Origin of the sequence: Tardiphaga sp. 42S5, from assembly GCF_034044155.1 — a bacterium.
GTDB classification, from domain to species: domain Bacteria; phylum Pseudomonadota; class Alphaproteobacteria; order Rhizobiales; family Xanthobacteraceae; genus Tardiphaga; species Tardiphaga robiniae.
Genome location: NZ_CP139027.1, coordinates 5,678,717 through 5,695,307, shown reverse-complemented (window position 1 = coordinate 5,695,307; position 16,591 = coordinate 5,678,717). Strand labels below are relative to the sequence as shown.

Annotated in this window: 15 protein-coding genes; 6 read left to right on the top strand and 9 right to left on the bottom strand. The window is 61.7% G+C overall.

The window, feature by feature from the left end; genetic code table 11:
* Positions 1–37: 37 nt before the first annotated feature.
* Together SFY93_RS26535 and SFY93_RS26530 are read right to left on the bottom strand one after the other, a co-directional pair.
* Positions 38–1,414 (bottom strand): flippase, encoded by a 1,377-nt coding sequence (locus SFY93_RS26535; protein ID WP_320445202.1) that lies wholly within the window; start codon positions 1,412–1,414, stop codon positions 38–40.
* A gap of 114 nt (positions 1,415–1,528) precedes the next feature.
* The gene (locus SFY93_RS26530) at positions 1,529–2,356 is read right to left on the bottom strand and encodes a protein-disulfide reductase DsbD domain-containing protein (RefSeq protein ID WP_089265411.1); all 828 of its coding nucleotides are present in this window, start codon (positions 2,354–2,356) and stop codon (positions 1,529–1,531) included.
* A 154-nt stretch (positions 2,357–2,510) separates the two neighbouring features.
* Between SFY93_RS26530 and SFY93_RS26525 the strand changes: the two genes are divergently transcribed.
* Positions 2,511–3,149: a YqgE/AlgH family protein gene (locus tag SFY93_RS26525; protein ID WP_309948454.1), complete on the top strand. Its 639-nt coding sequence runs from the start codon at positions 2,511–2,513 to the stop codon at positions 3,147–3,149.
* Between the two features lie 40 nt (positions 3,150–3,189).
* Here SFY93_RS26525 and SFY93_RS26520 read toward each other — a convergent pair whose 3' ends face one another.
* Together SFY93_RS26520 and SFY93_RS26515 are read right to left on the bottom strand one after the other, a co-directional pair.
* Positions 3,190–6,066, bottom strand: a complete 2,877-nt coding sequence (locus SFY93_RS26520; protein WP_309948672.1) for an EAL domain-containing protein — start codon at positions 6,064–6,066, stop codon at positions 3,190–3,192.
* 123 nt (positions 6,067–6,189) lie between these two features.
* On the bottom strand, positions 6,190–7,185 hold the full coding sequence (locus SFY93_RS26515; RefSeq protein ID WP_120291731.1) for an NAD(P)H-quinone oxidoreductase: 996 nt from the start codon (positions 7,183–7,185) through the stop codon (positions 6,190–6,192).
* Between the two features lie 109 nt (positions 7,186–7,294).
* On the opposite strand from SFY93_RS26515, the gene SFY93_RS26510 reads away from it, so the two are divergent.
* From SFY93_RS26510 to SFY93_RS26495, 4 genes are all read left to right on the top strand, one after another.
* Positions 7,295–7,486, top strand: coding sequence for a DUF1192 domain-containing protein (locus SFY93_RS26510; RefSeq protein WP_089265408.1), 192 nt, complete (start codon positions 7,295–7,297; stop codon positions 7,484–7,486).
* Positions 7,487–8,058: 572 nt separating this feature from the next.
* A complete protein-coding gene (locus SFY93_RS26505; RefSeq protein WP_089265407.1) occupies positions 8,059–8,571 on the top strand; it encodes a protease adaptor protein RcdA in 513 nt (170 codons plus the stop codon).
* Between the two features lie 86 nt (positions 8,572–8,657).
* Positions 8,658–9,743: an acyltransferase family protein gene (locus SFY93_RS26500; protein ID WP_320445201.1), complete on the top strand. Its 1,086-nt coding sequence runs from the start codon at positions 8,658–8,660 to the stop codon at positions 9,741–9,743.
* Between the two features lie 323 nt (positions 9,744–10,066).
* Positions 10,067–10,900, top strand: a complete 834-nt coding sequence (locus SFY93_RS26495; RefSeq protein ID WP_320445200.1) for a MipA/OmpV family protein — start codon at positions 10,067–10,069, stop codon at positions 10,898–10,900.
* Positions 10,901–10,938: 38 nt separating this feature from the next.
* On the opposite strand, the gene SFY93_RS26490 is transcribed toward SFY93_RS26495, so the two are convergent.
* Both SFY93_RS26490 and rpmE read right to left on the bottom strand, forming a co-directional pair.
* Positions 10,939–11,562 (bottom strand): TetR/AcrR family transcriptional regulator, encoded by a 624-nt coding sequence (locus tag SFY93_RS26490; RefSeq protein ID WP_320445199.1) that lies wholly within the window; start codon positions 11,560–11,562, stop codon positions 10,939–10,941.
* Between the two features lie 178 nt (positions 11,563–11,740).
* Complete coding sequence (gene rpmE, locus SFY93_RS26485; protein ID WP_089265403.1) at positions 11,741–11,971, bottom strand: 50S ribosomal protein L31; 231 nt, start codon at positions 11,969–11,971, stop codon at positions 11,741–11,743.
* A gap of 192 nt (positions 11,972–12,163) precedes the next feature.
* On the opposite strand from rpmE, the gene SFY93_RS26480 reads away from it, so the two are divergent.
* Entirely contained in the window at positions 12,164–14,026 is a 1,863-nt protein-coding gene (locus SFY93_RS26480; RefSeq protein WP_320445198.1) for an ABC transporter ATP-binding protein/permease, read from the top strand.
* Positions 14,027–14,047: 21 nt separating this feature from the next.
* Here SFY93_RS26480 and SFY93_RS26475 read toward each other — a convergent pair whose 3' ends face one another.
* From SFY93_RS26475 to SFY93_RS26465, 3 genes are read right to left on the bottom strand one after another with little or no spacing between them, the layout of a single operon-like run.
* Entirely contained in the window at positions 14,048–14,494 is a 447-nt protein-coding gene (locus SFY93_RS26475) for a GNAT family N-acetyltransferase (protein ID WP_320445197.1), read from the bottom strand.
* A 4-nt stretch (positions 14,495–14,498) separates the two neighbouring features.
* A complete protein-coding gene (locus tag SFY93_RS26470; RefSeq protein ID WP_116662601.1) occupies positions 14,499–15,530 on the bottom strand; it encodes a peptidoglycan -binding protein in 1,032 nt (343 codons plus the stop codon).
* Positions 15,531–15,533: 3 nt separating this feature from the next.
* Positions 15,534–16,544 carry a flagellar motor protein MotA gene (locus SFY93_RS26465; protein WP_068735144.1) on the bottom strand — a complete coding sequence of 337 codons (1,011 nt, stop codon included), beginning with the start codon at positions 16,542–16,544 and terminating at the stop codon, positions 15,534–15,536.
* Between the last annotated feature and the right edge of the window lie 47 nt (positions 16,545–16,591).

The window sequence follows — 16,591 nt, the reverse complement described above, 5'->3', positions numbered from 1 at the left end:
GCTTCCTGACCTCCTCCTGCCTTGCAGGGGGAGGTTGCTAGGCGCCTTGCTTTCCGAAGGCGAGCACGTGCAGTCCAAGCCGCTGTCGCACGATCCAGAACAGTAGAATAGTCTCGAATGTGAGCGCGATCGACGTTGCCGCGGCGGCGCCATGGCCGCCGAATTTCGGCACCAGCACGAGACACAGCACCAGGTTCATCACGAAAGCCGACGCGTAGGCCACGGCGCAAATGTGCTGGTGGCCGAGCATGTTGAGCAGGCGCTCCACCGGACCGATTGCGGCCCGCACCACGAGGCCGACGGCTGCGATGAACATGATATCGTAACCGCCCGTGAATTGCGGACCGAAAAGCCATAGCAGCGGCTTGCCCAGAGCGAGCAGGACCAGCGTCGCCGCGAGCGACGGCCAGAACGTCCACTTGATCGCGTGGGTGACGTAAGCGGCAAGTCGATCCTTGTCGCCGGCCGCGTGATATTCGGTGAAGCGATGCGCCGTTGTCGCCGACATCGCGTAATGAATGAACGACACCAGCGCCAGGGTTTTTACGACGGCGAAATACACACCGACTTCGTCAGATGAGACGAACTGTTGCAGCACCAGCACGTCCGTGTAGGACAGCAGCAGATAGAAGCTCTCGACCAGCAGGATCGGTAGCGATATCGCAAGCCAGCCACGATAGTCATAGGCCTTCGGGCCGGGCTCGATATGGGTGTGAAGCCGGCGGTTGAGCACGATCATCTGGCCGATCATCGCGACCCAGACGGCTGCGACACTGGCTAGCATCGCGATAGTCGCACCAAGCTTGAAGCCGAGGGCGAAGGCGCCGGCGGTGAAGCCGATGATGAGCGCCTGGCGGATGATGAACTGCGGCATCAGGCCAAGGCGCATCCAGTCATGGGAGCGCGCGATACCATCCTGCGTGTTGGCAACGACGAAGGCCGGCAGTGTCAGGCAGCCGAGATAGAGCGGCACCACCGTGTTGGCGTCGATCCACGGCGAGATGAGTTTGACGAGGCCAGCGAGCAGCAGCGAGACCATCACCGAGACGATACCGGTCATCCAGCGGCTGCCGGAGAGAAAGCCGCGCAGCCGCGCGTGGTCGCCGCTGGCGCGATATTCCGGGATGATCTTCTGGGCTGAGGCGGCGATGCCGAAATCCATCATCGAGCCGAGCAGCAGCACCCAGGTCCAGACATAGACGTAGATGCCGTAATCCGACGTGCCCATCCAGCGCGCCAGCAGGATCTGCGAGAAATAAGCGAGGCCGGCCGAGATGACGCGGATGAGGAAGATGGTGCCGGCGAGGCGGCGCGTCAGCGAGGCTTCGCCTGAGCCGGTGAACAGCGCGCGCAGCCTGGCCTTGAGGCCGGTGGGCGCGGTTGCGGGTGCGGAGTTTGCGTCCATCACGGCCACGACAAGGTCCTCAGCCGCAGGCGTGCGGCAGCGGTCTGGCGTAGCAAGCAGTCGTTAACATCCGGTTGGGCGAAGATATACAGGTTGCGCGCAACAGGTCACGCGCCAGCGGTATCAGGGCAGGTTGACGTTGAATTCATAGGCGCGGTCGCTGCCGACCAGCGTCAGTTTCAGGGCCGCGCCATCGGTCGTGGCGCCGGGCGGCACGCCGTCGAGTTCGAAGCTGAAGCGCTTCACGCCCGGCGGGCTCTTGGCCTCGAGTTTGGGGATTGGCAGCGCCCATTCCGGCGTCGGGCCCTCGACGAACAGGTTGGGTTCGCTGCCTTCGGGCGCCACGACGTCAACGAACACATTCTTGCCCTCGCGCTTGAGGTCGCGCACCGTCAGCGGACTGGTGTCGCCCATGGTTGCCGGCTTAGGCACGGTATCGAGCGCCGCGGTCAGCGCGCCGTCTTCAGTGCTGGCCACGCTGGTAAAAGCGAGTTCGGCATTGGCGTCGACCGGAATGCATAGCTTGTCGCAGACCGCGTAATTGATCGCCGCACGGAGAATCACCGGCTTGCCGGGGTCTTTGGCGATCACCCGCATCGGTAGCACCACCTGTTTCACATAGCCTAGCGACAGGCCACCAGCTCCATCCTCGAATTTTTTCGGCGCCGGCCACAGGATGGTGACGGTATCCAGGTTCTCCGATTTGGAAAAATCGAAGCGGGGCGGTACCCCGGAATCACCGGGATTCCGCCAATAGGTGTGCCAGCCGGGCTGCAGCTGGATCGCGATGCCTCCCAGCATTACCGGCCCGCTACGCGAGCCTGCCACAAGCCTGATCTGCGAATGACTGTCTATCTGCCAAGGTGAGGTGTCCTCCGCCTGCGCGCTGCAGGTGAGGAGCAGGCCCGCGGCGCAGACAGCGACAATGTGGTGCGGAACAGATGCGGTCATCGGGCGTCCTTACAGGGTGGGCCTGTCATAAAGCCAAACCTGTCTTAAGCTATTGAACTGCTTGTGATCCGGTTTTCGTATGCGTTGCGGAAGGCTGATTGACAGAACCCAGACCCAATATCAGGATAGGCAACGAAATGAGAGCGGTTTGCTGATGGAACCCACTCGCAAGCGCCCCCGGAAAAGCCGCGTGAAATCCAGCGCTGGCGACACTGGCAACTACCTCGACGGGCAGTTGCTGATCGCCATGCCTGTGATGGAAGACGAGCGCTTCGCCCGTTCGGTGATTTACGTCTGCGCGCATTCGTCGGAAGGTGCCATGGGCATCATCGTCAATCGGCCTGCGGGGAGCATCGATTTTCCCGAATTGCTGGTTCAACTGGACATCATTGAAAAGTCCGACAGCATCAAGCTCCCGGAAAGCGCCGAAAGCATGAAAGTGCTGAAGGGCGGTCCGGTCGAGACCGGCCGAGGTTTCGTGCTGCATTCCAGCGATTTCTTCATCAAGGACGCGACATTGCCGATCGACGATGGTGTCTGCCTCACCGCGACCGTGGATATCCTGCGCGCCATCGCCAATGGCGGTGGACCCAAGCACGCGATTCTCGCGCTGGGCTATGCCGGCTGGGCGCCGGGCCAGCTGGAAGACGAAATCCAGGGCAACGGCTGGCTGCATTGCGCAGCTGATGAGGATCTCATCTTCGGCGGTGATGTTGAGGAGAAGTATCTTCGCGCGCTGCAGAAGATCGGGATCGCCCCGGGGATGTTGTCGGCCGAGGCCGGCCACGCGTAAGCGCTAGTGCGACTCGCAGCAAGCCTAACCGCGGCTCACTTTAGCTCGCCGCTTCCAATCGCTCTTCCGTCAGCATGCGCATCGCCGCATCCGCATCCATCGGCTCGCCGAAGGCAAAGCCCTGGGCGTATTCGCAGCCGAGCTGATACATCTCCACCGCATCCGAATCTGTCTCGACGCCTTCAGCGACGACGTCCATGCCGAGATCGTGGGCCATCGCGATGATGGACTTGAGGATCACCGGGCGGGTGCCGCGCGATGTGGTGCGGACGAAGGACTGGTCGATCTTCAGCGTGTCGAACGGGAAGCGCTGCAGATAGGATAGCGATGAGTGGCCGGTACCGAAATCGTCGAGCGAAAGGCCCGTACCGAGTTCGCGGATCCGGTGCAGCATCTGCGCTGCATGTTCCGGATTTTCCATCACCAGCGATTCCGTGAGTTCGAGCTTCAGCGTGCCACGCGCGACTGACGAGCGTGACAGCACCGTGCGGATGTCATGCAGGAGGTCGTGGCGCAGCAGCTGCCGCGAGGACACGTTGACGCTGGCGAAGATCGGTTCGCGCGAGCGCATCGCGCGCTGCCAGATCGCGAGCTGGCGTGCCGTCTGGTCCATCACGAACATGCCGAGATCGATGATGAGGCCGATCTCTTCCGCGATCGCGATGAATTCCGACGGCGACATCCGGCCGAGCTTGGGATGGTCCCAACGCGCCAGCGCCTCGAAACCGGCGATGGAGCGATCTTCCAGCCGTACGATGGGCTGATACAGGATGGTGATTTCCTGGCGCTCGATGGCGCGGCGCAGTTCGGATTCGAGCGTCAGGCGATCCGTTTTGCGGGCGCGCATCGCCGGTTTGTAGACGTCGATCCGGTCGCCTCCGATCCGCTTCGAATGATACATCGCGAGCTCGGCGTCCTTGATGAGCTCGTCGGTCAGGGGCACAGCTGGATCAGAAAGCGCCAGGCCTATCGATGCCGTCAGGAAAATTTCGCGGTCGTTGAAGGCAATCGGAGCGCGGATGGTCTTGCGGATGGTTTCGGCGAAGGCGGTGATCTTGGCCGCATCTTGTTCGGACATCAGGATCAGGCCGAACTGATCGCCGGCGAGGCGGGCCAGCGTGTCCTGCGGCTTGAGGATGCGGGTGAGGCGGCGGGCCAGCGTCAGAAGGATCGAGTCGCCGACGGCGATGCCAACGGAATCGTTGACCTGTTTGAAGCGATCGAGATCGATCACCATGATGGTCGGCCGCATGGTCGGCACAGTCTTGGAGAAATTCGCGACGGCGTTGAGGCGGTCGATGAACAGCTTGCGGTTCGGCAGACCGGTGAGATTGTCGTGCACCGAGTCGTGCAGCATGCGTTCTTCGGCGTTCTTGATCTCGGTGACGTCGGTGAGGGTGCCGACCACGCGTGACACTTCGCCGTCGGAGCCAACCACCGGACGCGCCTTCAGCGCAAACCACATGAAGTGACCGTCGGGGGTGCGCAGGCGGAAGTCCTGCACGAGGCGGCCGCGACGCTGGTCGAGCACGCTGTCCAGCGCCGCCCGGAAGCGATCCTGATCGAGTGGGTGGAGCACTTCGAGCCAGCTTGCGGCAGGGCCTTCCAGCGTGCCGCGCTTGAGGCCAAGCAGCGCTTCGGTCTCGGGCGAGGTGAACACTTTGTCGGCAGAGACGTCCCAGTCCCAGATCAGGTCGCCGGAGCCGGTCAGTGCCAGCGCGCGGCGCTCGACGTCCGACACGATGCCATTGGTGGCGCCGCCGCCCGCGAAAGCGTGCTGCATGACCGTGAAGCCGATCAGCATCACGATCAGCACGAGGCCGCCGAGCAGCGCAGGCCCGACGATGTCATTGGTGACACTGCCGGCGACGGTCATGCCGGCGGCAACAACCCACACCACAAGCAGGAACCAGGTCGGGATCAGCAACACCGCGCGGTCGAAGCCATGGGTGGAGAGATAGACGATCAGTGCGAAGCCGGCGAAGGCGATCAGCACCAGCGAGATGCGCGCGATGCCCGAGGCGACGGCAGGATCGAACAGCGCCAGACCTACGAGAGAGCCAAGGAAAGCCAGCCAGCCCAGCGTGATGTGCGAGTAGCGCACATGCCATCGACTAAGATTGAGATAGGCAAACAGGAACACCAGCAGCGTCGCCGCCAGTATCGCTTCGCCCGAGGCGCGCCAGACGCGCTCGGCGCCCTGGGACATGTCGAGCACCTTGCCCCAGAAGCCGAAGTCGACGCCGATATAGACCAGCACGGCCCAGGCCAGCGCCGCGGCGGCCGGGAACATGATGCTGCCCTTCACGACGAACAGGATCGTCAGCACCAGCGCCAGTAGGCCGGAGATGCCGATGACGATGCCTTGGTACAGTGTGAAGGAGTTGACCTTGTCCTTGTAGGCTTCCGGCTCCCACAGATAGAGCTGCGGCAGCTTGTTGGTGCGCAGTTCGGCGACGAAGGTGATGACAGCGCCGGGGTCGAGGGTGACGCGGAAGATATCTGCGGTGGCACTATCCTGACGTTCCGGGCGATCCCCGGTTGACGGGGTGATGGTCGCAATGCGCGAGAGGCCAAGATCGGGCCACAAGAGGCCGGACGACACGATGCGATAATGCGGCGCGACGATCAGACGATCGAGCTGATCGTCGGTGTTGTTGGCGAGCGCGAACACCACCCAGTTCTGACCGGCTTCGCGGCCACGCACCTCGATGCGGCGAACGATGCCGTCGGTGCCGGGTGCGGTGGAGACCTGGATGCGGTCGGTGTCGCTATGCTGATATTCGAGGATGCCGGTGAGATCGATCGCAGGCGCGTCACCGCGGACGCTGACAGCGTCAACAGCCTGTGCCGGTGCTGCGGCAACAACAATCATCAGGCCGAGCGCGAGCGGCGCGAGCCACCTGATCAAACGCAATGTCATTCTCCGCGATCAACAAAACATCGACCCTGCGTCACGCAGAAGCAGGGCCATTTCCCGACGCGCGATAAATGACATGAAAGCGAGATAAATCAAAGGGTTTCCGGCTGTTCTCCAGCCCTAAACGACCAACACAATTTTGCCAATATGTGCGCTGGTTTCCATGCGTTTGTGTGCGTCTGCAGCCTTTTCCAGCGGGAAAGTGCTGTCCATCAGGGGCTTAACCTTGCCGGCCTTGAGCAGCGGCAGGACATTGGCCTCGATCGCCCTGACCATGGCGGCCTTGTCGGCATTGGTGCGGGGCCGCAGGGTCGAGCCGGTATAGTGCAGCCGCTTCACCATGATCTTGGCGGCGTTGATGGTGGCTTTCGGGCCGTTCAGCACCGCAATCTGCACAATGCGCCCATCGACGGCGGCGGCATCGAAGTTTTTCTCCACATAATCCGCGCCCACCATATCGAGGATCAGCTCGACGCCGGTCTTGGTGATTTCCTTGACGCGTTCGACGAAGTCCTCGGTCTTGTAGTTGATGGCGTGATCGGCGCCGAGCTTGAGGCAGGCATCGACCTTGTCTTGGGAGCCGACGGTGACGATCACCTTGGAACCTAGCGCCTTGGCGAGCTGGATCGCCATGGTGCCGATGCCGGAAGAGCCGCCATGGATCAGCACGGTCTCGCCGGGCTGCAATCCGCCACGCTCAAACACGTTATGCCAGACGGTCATCAGGGTTTCGGCGGTGGCGCCGGCCTCGGTCATCGAGAAGCCTTCGGGGACCGTCATCGCCTGCGCATCCTGTGCGATGCAATATTGCGCGTAGCCGCCGCCGGCGACCAGCGACATCACCTTGTCACCGAGCTTGTGTTTGGTGGCGCCTTCGCCGAGGGCGACGACTTCACCTGAGATTTCGAGGCCGGGCAGATCGCTGGCGCCAGGGGGCGGCGGATAGGCGCCGGAGCGTTGCGCGACGTCCGGACGGTTCACACCGGCGGCAGCGACCTTGACCAGGATTTCGCCGGGACCGGGCTTCGGAACGGGGCGCGTCTCGGGAATCAGCACCTCGGGGCCACCCGGTTTGCTGATACCAACGACGGTCATTTGCGTGGGCAGCTTTTCCATGATTTGTCCTTGCGGCGTACGGGATGTCGGTTGGCCATCTGATTAAACAGCCGGATCAATGCTGGCAACATCCGGTGCATATTCGAATTTGAGACGGGGAGGGCCCCAAATGGCGATCGACGACGACGACAAACCGAAGAAGAAGGTCAGCCATGAGGTCGGGCAGGACCTCTCGCTGCTATCGGTCGAGGAACTCGCCGAGCGGATCGCGCTGCTCAATGGCGAGATCGCGCGGCTGCAATCGAGCATGACCTTGAAGCGCGCGACGCGCGATGCGGCGGATCGCTTTTTCAAATCGTGACGGGCTATTGAACGGTGCTCTCCCGGCTCTCTGCCGTCATTGCGAGGTGAAGGAAAGCTGTCCTGCAGCTTTCCTCTTAGCGAAGCAACGCGGCAATCCAGAAGGCATACGCGAAGAAAACTGGATTGCTTCGCTCGGCTCGCAATGACGGACGAGAGGCCTGTGCAATACCGCCGACGCTTCCTCAGTCGCGATCCCGACATTGTCTCATTCCGATACAGCTTGCGAGGCGTCGCATGGCAAACGGATCGTGAAGAAAGCCCGCGTATTTACGCGCAATTAAGCTTTCTCGCATATTACTTAAATTGTCCTTGTTTGGACACCGAGTGGCTCCTGTCCACTCTGTTTGACGCCTCCCTGTTATCAACTTTAAAGCCGCCGGAAACGGCGGCTCTTTTTTGGTACTCATGTCTTCTTTTGGGGCGTCCGCGATCGTTAAATCGCGTTGGAAACCATAAATACTTCTTTAATTTTACGCCGCTGGACTCTCACGCACGCACGCGTAATGATTTGTTCATCATAAGCTCGCCGTTCAGAGCTGGCTGCGAAACCATTTGCGTGAGGCGTTAACTATGTCGGATCGTTTGCACAGCGAACCCGCTCTCGTTCAGTTTAGCGAGCGGCTGACCAATTCTGCTGCCTTCGGCGCCTTGTTTCGCGAGGGGATGGATCTGGTCGAAGAGACCGCGGCCTATCTCGACGGCGTCGGCCGTAGCGAGGCCAAGGCACTGGATCGCTCCGTCAGCCTGACTTACGCCACCGAAAGCATGCGCCTCACCACCCGCCTCATGCAGCTTGCCTCATGGTTGCTGCTGCACCGTGCGGTGAAGGAAGGCGAGATGACGTTGACCCAGGCCAATCGTGAAAAGACCAAGGTCAAGCTCAGCGCCGCCGATCCGAGTCCGGAAGAAATGCTGCTCAAGCTGCCCGAGCAGCTGCAGATCCTGATCACGCGTTCGATGGTGCTGCAGACCAAGGTTCGTCGCCTCGATATCTCGATCCATGCCGCGACCACCACGCATGCGCCGATCGGCAATCCGCTGGTGCCGCAGCTCAATCGCCTGAAGGCTGCGTTCGAACGCTGATCGCGCGTCCCTCACATTCCTGAACACTGTTCCTCGCTCGCCGCTCATGCGCTAAACATGAGCTAGGCGCAGCGGGGGCATTTGCGATGGCAGACGATATCAGGGCATTGACCGGGGTGCGCGGCGTCGCAGCCGCTGTCATCGTCGTGTATCATTTCGGTGACGTGCAGCTCGCAACCGGCGGCACGGGCTCATTCTTCCGCATTCCCTACGGCTATTTGCTCGTCGACCTGTTCTTCATGCTGTCAGGCTATGTGATGGCGCTGACCTATCGCGACGCGTTCCTGCATCTCACCGGCAAGGCCTTTGCGCATTTCATGCTGAAGCGGGTCGCGCGGCTGTACCCGGCCTATTTCATTATCGGACTGTTCTATGTGGCCAAGATCGCAGCCGGTCTGTCCGGCGAGAAGCTGGAGATGTATTCGGCCTGGGACTGGACCGGCAACCTGCTGATGATGACCGGCTGGGGTCTCTACATTTTCCCGATCATCGGCGTAGCCTGGGCGGCGAGCGCCGAAATGGGCTCCTATCTGCTGCTGCCGATCCTGATGCCCTTCACTCAGCGCGGCAGTAAGTGGATCGCGGGTCTCGCCGTGATCGTGGCGTTGCTCGGCATCTATGCTGTCAGCATCAGCGGCCGCGGGTCGGGCGGGCCGCTCGATGTCGTCAACGGTAATTCGCTCTATCCACTGCTGCGCGCGGTGGCGGGCTTCACGCTCGGCCTTGCAATCTTTCGCTTTGGGGATGTGGTCGATCGACTGTCGCCGGGCGTGCAGGACATTTTAGTGGTCGCGCTGCCGCTCGCCATCATCGCGGTCGGTCTTGCTGATGCCAGCGATCGTTTGATGTATCTGCTGTACATCCCGTTGGTCGCGGTGCTCTCGCGTGATGGCCGGATGGCACAACTGCTGTTCGGCAACGCGCTGGTCTACCGGCTCGGCATCATCTCGTACTCGATCTATCTGATCCATCCATTGTTCGTCAGTTTCGCTATCAGGACCTGGCGGCATTTAGGCCAGACCGAGGCTGTCTATATCGCCGCATCGCTGGTCTGTTTCGCCATCATCTGGGCGCTGGCGGAAGTGAGCTATCGCTTCGTCGAAATGCCCGGGCGCAACTGGGTTACGCAGCGGTTTATCCCGCGGAGAAGCGATGCGCCCGTGAAGGCGTAAGCCAGCCGGAGATGCTGTGAGCGGTGCGGCGCGATGCCGCAGACACTGGCGGTCCATTCTTTCAGATATCACCGCCAAACTGTCCGCAAATGTGAGCGATGCCACTGCACGAAGGGCTTCATCTTCCGCAAAGTACTGCTGCCATAGGGTTTCCCGACAGGAAGCCAGAGCGTTGGTCCGAGAGCAATGCGAGTTTTGAAGACAGGACGCGCTGGCTATCTTCGCATTGCTGCGGTGACTCCATGTCGCACGGGGCAATCGCAGCGATGTGGCATTGAAGCGCGGCCACACGAAAACTCCGCGCCGATCCAAGTAGGAATCTGATGTCTTTGTCTCCCCGTCTGTTCGGTCTCATTGGTATGTTGGCGTGTCCGGCCGTTGCAGTGGCGGCTGATCCAGTGGTGATGCTGCCATCGGTGCCCTTCGTGCCCTCGGCTTCCGGTGGCTGGACCGTGACCGTCGGGATCGGCGGCGAGATGCAGCCATCCTATGAAGGCGCCGGGAGTTCTGAACTTGCGCCAAAGCCGATCATCTCGATTCGCCGTGCCGGCACGCCGGCCCGCTTCAAGAGCATGCGCGACAATGCAAGCTTCGCCCTGATCGACGTGGGCGGCTTTCGCGCCGGTCCCGTTGGCAACTATAAAGCAGCGCGTAAGGCCGCCGATCACAGCGAGCTGCGTGGCCTGAGGGACGTCGATTTCGCGGTCGAACTCGGTGGTTTCGCCGAATACTACGCCTTCGACTGGCTTCGCCTGCGCTCCGAACTGCGCCGCGGTCTCGGTGGTCACGAAGGTATCGTCGCGGATTTCTCGGCTGACGTGATTGTGCCGATCAACGAGCGGATGACCTTTGCTGCCGGCCCACGCTACCGGGTGACGGATGCGAAATATGCGGAGACTTACTTCAGCGTCAACAATATCGAGGCGCTTGCGTCAGGTTTGCCGGTTTACGACGCCAAGGGCGGTTCGAGTTCGGTCGGTGCGGGCGCGCAATTGCGCTACAAGCTCGATCCGCAATGGGAAGTGCGCGGCTATGTCGAATATGACAAGCTGCTCGGCAGCATCGCCGACAGTCCGCTGGTGAAATTCCGTGGGTCGACCAATCAGGTCACCTACGGCGTCGGCGTGGCCTATTCGTTTGACGTCGGCGTGCGATAGCACAGCGCGGCCAATACGGCACACGCTAGCTCACGCTTCTAGCGCTCCCCGATCAGATAGTACGACAACATCGTATCCAGCTCCTGTTCCAGCTCGCCATTGGCGAAGGCATCCGGACGGAATGCGATCGCCGCATCGAGTGCTGAGCCGACCATTCTCGGAATGAAGAAGCTGCCGGCCTCGCGATTGAAGCCAGGGCGTAGCTCGTCGGCATGGCTGTCAAACATGCCACGCAAGAGGCCTTGCCGCTGCGGAAAGCGGTCGAATGGCCACTGAACAGGGGGACGGCCGGAGGCGGTCTCCATCAAGACTCTCAGCAGCGGCAGGATGCGTGCGTGCTGGCTGATTGCTGTGTTCAGGCCGGAACGGACGAACCCGCGCAGATCCAACCCTTCGAATTCTGAAATGGTCTGCCAGATATTTTCGGACATTTGGGCTTCCGTCCGGCCATGGAGGGCCCCGAACAGCGCGTCCCGGTTTGGAAAATATTGATAGAGCGATCCGATGCTGACCCCGGCGCGCTCCGCAATCCGGTTCGTGGTGGCCCGGTCGTATCCTTCATCGACGAGCACGATGGCAGCGGCGTCCAGAATGATTCCCACGGTCGCAACGGAGCGCGCCTGACGCGGCTTCTTGCGGTGGTGCCCGGTATTGGTCGGCATGGTCTCGTTGCGCCCCCGCGCAAGGTGATGTGGCGCACCTTATTGGGAGGGCAACGGAGGCGGTTTTAAGGTACCGCCGTGGCAATGTCGGCCAGTAACGAAAAACGCCCCTGCTGGCTGCAGAGGCGTTTTGAAAGGCAATCGGATAAGCCTGAAAGGCCGATCTTCCTTGTGAAGATCAATCTTCCTTCTTGAGGAAGCCCGAGAACTTCTTCTGGAAGCGCGACACGCGGCCACCGCGGTCGAGAAGCTGGGTGGTGCCACCGGTCCAGGCTGGGTGCGACCTCGGATCGATGTCGAGGTTCAGCTTGTCGCCTTCCTTGCCCCAGGTGGAACGGGTCTGATACTCCGTACCATCGGTCATAACGACCGTAATGTTATGATAATCCGGGTGAATTTCGGCTTTCATGACGGTTCCTTCGGCGCGCCGGCGCCTGAATCTCTGTGATTTCGATGGCGGATTTGGCCGCTCTATATCGCAGGAACGTGCGGGAGACAAGGACTCCCGTCGTGGATCATTGCCCATGCAATTGACCTAGGTCATTTGCCTCGGGGCCCGCTCCGGCCTATCTCAGGGCAACGACAAGAACGGTTATAAATCATGAGTGCAGTCGAACGGCTTGAGATCCCCCGCGCGGCCAAGCCGACGCTTCCGCAGCCCGATCCGGTGCTTCCGGAGCCGTCGCTGGCGGATACCGTTGTGGAGCCCCAGGTACCACCCAGCCGAGCCAAATTGCGGCCGCTCTTGGCGTTGGCGCCCTATGTGGCGCGGTATCGCGGCCGGGCCCTGCTGGCGCTGGTGTCGTTGACCGTTGCGGCTGTGACCACGCTCGTCGTCCCTGTGGCGGCACGGCGGATGATCGACTTCGGCTTCAGCCCCGAAGGCATCGCGATGATCAACAACTATTTCAGCGTCATGATCGCTGTGGTGGTCGTGCTCGCGCTGGCCAGCGCGGCCCGTTACTACCTCGTCATGACTATCGGCGAGCGCATCGTCGCCGATCTGCGCCGCGATGTGTTCCAGCATCTCACCGCGCTGTCGCCGTCCTTCTTCGATACGTCACGCTCCGGCGAACTGGTGTCACGGCTCACGGCCGATACTACGCAGATCAAGTCAGCGGTCGGCGCGTCCGTATCCATCGCGTTGCGCAACCTCGTGCTGTTTCTCGGCGCGGCAGCCATGATGGTGGTCTCAAGCCCCAAGCTCTCCGGCTTCGTTCTTGCGGCGATCCCGCTGATCGTGATCCCGCTGGTGGCCTTCGGCCGCTGGGTGCGCCGTCTGTCGCGCAACGCGCAGGATACGCTGGCGGAAGCCTCGGCCTATGCCGGCGAACTCGTTGGCTCGATCCGTACCGTGCAGGCCTATACCAACGAGCAGTTGGCGAATGCGCGCTTCGGCAAGGAGGTCGAGCAGGCCTATGACGCTGCGCGCGGCTCCACGCGCGCGCGCGCTGTGCTGACCGCGGTTATCATCTTCATTGTGTTCTCCAGTGTCGTGGGCATTCTCTGGGTCGGCTCGCACGATGTTCTGACGGGCTCGTTGACGCCGGGTCGGCTCGGCCAGTTCGTGCTGTATGCGGCTTTTGCCGCGTCCAGCCTCGGCCAGCTCAGCGAAGTCTGGGGCGAGATTTCGGCGGCGTCGGGCGCGGCGGAACGACTGTTCGAAATTCTGAACGTGAAGTCCGCCGTGGTGGCCCCGGCATCGCCGCGGGCATTGCCGCAGCCCGCACGCGGCGACGTCGTGTTCGACAACGTCTCCTTTGCCTATCCGACGCGTCCGGAGATCCTGTCCGCGGCCGGTGTGTCATTGTCGGTGAAAGCCGGCGAGAAGGTCGCCATCGTTGGCCCGTCCGGCGCCGGCAAGAGCACGCTGTTTCATCTGCTGCTGCGCTTCTACGATCCCAAGGGAGGCGCCATCTCGGTTGATGGCGTGCCGATCCGCGACGCCGATCCGCGTGAGCTCCGCAAGCGTATCGCGCTGGTGCCGCAGGACTCTGTGGTTTTCGCAACAACTGCCCGCGAGAATATCCGCTTCGGTCGTCCCGATGCGACGGACGCTGAAGTCGAGCACGCGGCATCACTGGCGCATGCCACCGAATTCATCCGCCGCCTGCCTGACGGATTCGAGGCGCAACTCGGCGAACGGGGCGTCACGCTCTCGGGCGGCCAGCGTCAGCGCATCGCCATCGCGCGCGCCATCCTGCGCGACGCACCGTTGCTGCTGCTCGATGAAGCAACGTCTGCACTCGATGCCGAATCCGAGACGCTGGTGCAGACTGCTCTGGAAGAGCTGATGAAGCACCGCACCACGCTGGTTATCGCCCATCGCCTCGCCACCGTGCTGTCCTGCGATCGCATCCTCGTCATGGATCATGGCCGCATCGTCGAGCAGGGCACGCACGCCTCACTGGTTGCGGCGAACGGGCTTTATGCACGATTGGCGCGGCTGCAGTTCGGGGTGTGAGTGTCGACGATGGGGAGCTTGCTACGGCTTCCATTCCATCAGGTCGACGGCACGGCCTGACGTGTTCACCTCGTCGCCGATTTTGACAAAGCCGTTACGCATATAGAATTTGATTGCGCGGATATTGTCGGCATTGACCTTCAGCGTCACGCCGGTGGGCGATAGTCGTTTGGTTTCATCGACCAGCGTGCGGCTGACATCGGATCCCCATTGAGCGGGGCTGACCACCAACTGATCGAGATAACCCGTGCCGTCGATGGTGACGAAGCCGACCAGTGCGCCGTTCTGCTCCGCAACCACGATCTGCGCTACGGGTACCAGTTCGGTGCGCCATCGGTTGCGCCACCAGTCCACGCGGGCGTCGAAATTAATCGACGGATAGGCCTGCCGCCATGTCTCCAGCCACAAGGTAATGGACGCGTCTTCATCGCTCTCGCGATAGGGACGCAATTCGAATGCCTTAGGCATGCCCTTAGCGCTCGGTAAGCTTGAGTTCGATGCGGCGGTTGCGCTTGTACGCTTCTTCGGTCTGCGCCGTATCCAGCGGCTGGTTTTCGGCGAAGCCGGCGGCGACGAGGCGCTGTGCGGGCACGCCGAGCGAGATCAGATACTGCACCACCGAGATTGCACGCGCCGATGACAGTTCCCAGTTCGATTTGAACAGCGGGCTGTTGAGGATCGGCCGCGAGTCGGTATGGCCGTCGACGCGCATCACCCAGGCGATCTCGGATGGAATTTGCTTGTCGAGTTCGATCAGGGCACTGGCGACCTTGTCCAGTTCGGCACGGCCTTCGGGAAGCAAAGCCGCTTGGCCGACATCGAAGAATACTTCGGACTGGAACACGAAGCGATCGCCAACAACGCGAATGTCAGGGCGGTTGCCGAGAATGGCGCGCAGGCGTCCGAAGAATTCGGAGCGATAGCGCGACAGCTCCTGAACGCGCTGCGCAAGTGCGACGTTGAGGCGCTGGCCGAGATCCACGATGCGTCCCTGCGATTCCTTGTCTCGTTTCTCGGACGCTTCCAGCGCTTCTTCGAGTGCCGCGAGCTGGCGGCGCAGCGCCGAGATTTGCTGGTTCAGCACCTCGACCTGCGCCAGCGCGCGGGCCGAAAGCTGCTTCTCGGAATCCAGCGCCTTGTTGAGCTCGGTGTTGCGGCCTGCGGCATCGGAGCCCGCACCGGCGAGGCCGTCATACAGGCCCTTGATCCGGTCGCGCTCAGATTCCGCAGCGGACAGCCCGGCGCGCATCTGAGATAGCTGTTCGTCGAGATTGAGTTTGCCGAGCTTCTCCAGCGACAGCAGATCGTTCAGCTGAGCCAGTTTGGCGGTGAGTTGCTCCAGCGCCTTGTCCTTGCCGGTGACTTCTTGCGACAGATAGAATTGCACGACGAGGAAGATCGACAGCAGGAAGACGATTGCGAGCACCAGCGTCGACAGCGCATCGACGAAGCCCGGCCAGTAATTGAATTCGGAAGAGCCGCGGCGATTGCGTGCCAATGCCATGGATCAGTTCTTCTCAGGTTGGCGAGCGATGTGTTCCAGCAGCTTCTTGATCTCGCGGCTCTGCTCGCCCTGGCCATCGGCCCATTCGCGGATCATCTCCTGCTCGCTGCGCATATGCGCCACAAGGCTCTGGATCGCATCGGCGAGATTGGCCATGGCGGTCGTGGTGCCGCGGTTGTTGTTGCCGTCCTCGATGGAGCGACGCAGGCGCTCGATGGCATCCTGCAACTCGGCCGGGGTGCCAGATGAGATAACGGGGGCCGTCTCGCCGGAATATTCCTTCACAGTGGAGGCGAGCCAGTCTTCCAGATCTGTATAGAACCGATTCTGCGCCTGGCTGGATTGCAGGTCGAGGAAGCCGAGGATCAGCGAGCCGGCGAGGCCGAACAGCGATGACGAGAACGAGATGCCCATGCCGGCGAGCGGCGCGGCGAGGCCTTCCTTCAGCGTGTCGAACAGCGAGCCGGCATCGCCGCCGACCTTGAGGCCTTCGATCACCTTGCCGACGGAGCCAACGGTCTCGATCAGGCCCCAGAAGGTGCCGAGCAGCCCGAGAAATACGAGGAGGCCGGTCATATAGCGCGAGATGTCGCGGGATTCGTCGAGGCGCGTCGCGATCGAATCGAGCAGATGCCGCATGGTCTGCTGCGAAATGGTCATACGGCCGGTACGCTCGCCGCCGAGGATCGCAGCCATCGGCGCCAGCAGGGTCGGGCGTCGGTCCAGCGCTAGGCCAGGATCGGAAATCCGAAAGCTGTTGACCCACGAGACTTCCGGATAGAGCCGGATGACCTGTCGGAACGACAGGATAATGCCGATCGCCAATACCGCGCCGATCAGCGCGTTGAGCCCGGGATTGGCAAAGAAAGCGAGAACTATCTGCTTGTAGAGCACGGTCATGATCAGACCGCAGAGCACCAGAAACACCAGCATTCGGACCAGGAAGATCCGGGGCGATGAGAGCTTGGTCAGTTCGATTTCCATCGCGGAGCGGGAGGAGGAGCCAGGCGCCATGTGCTGATCATCTGCATGCGAGGAAAGGTTCGACGCGCAATATGGCA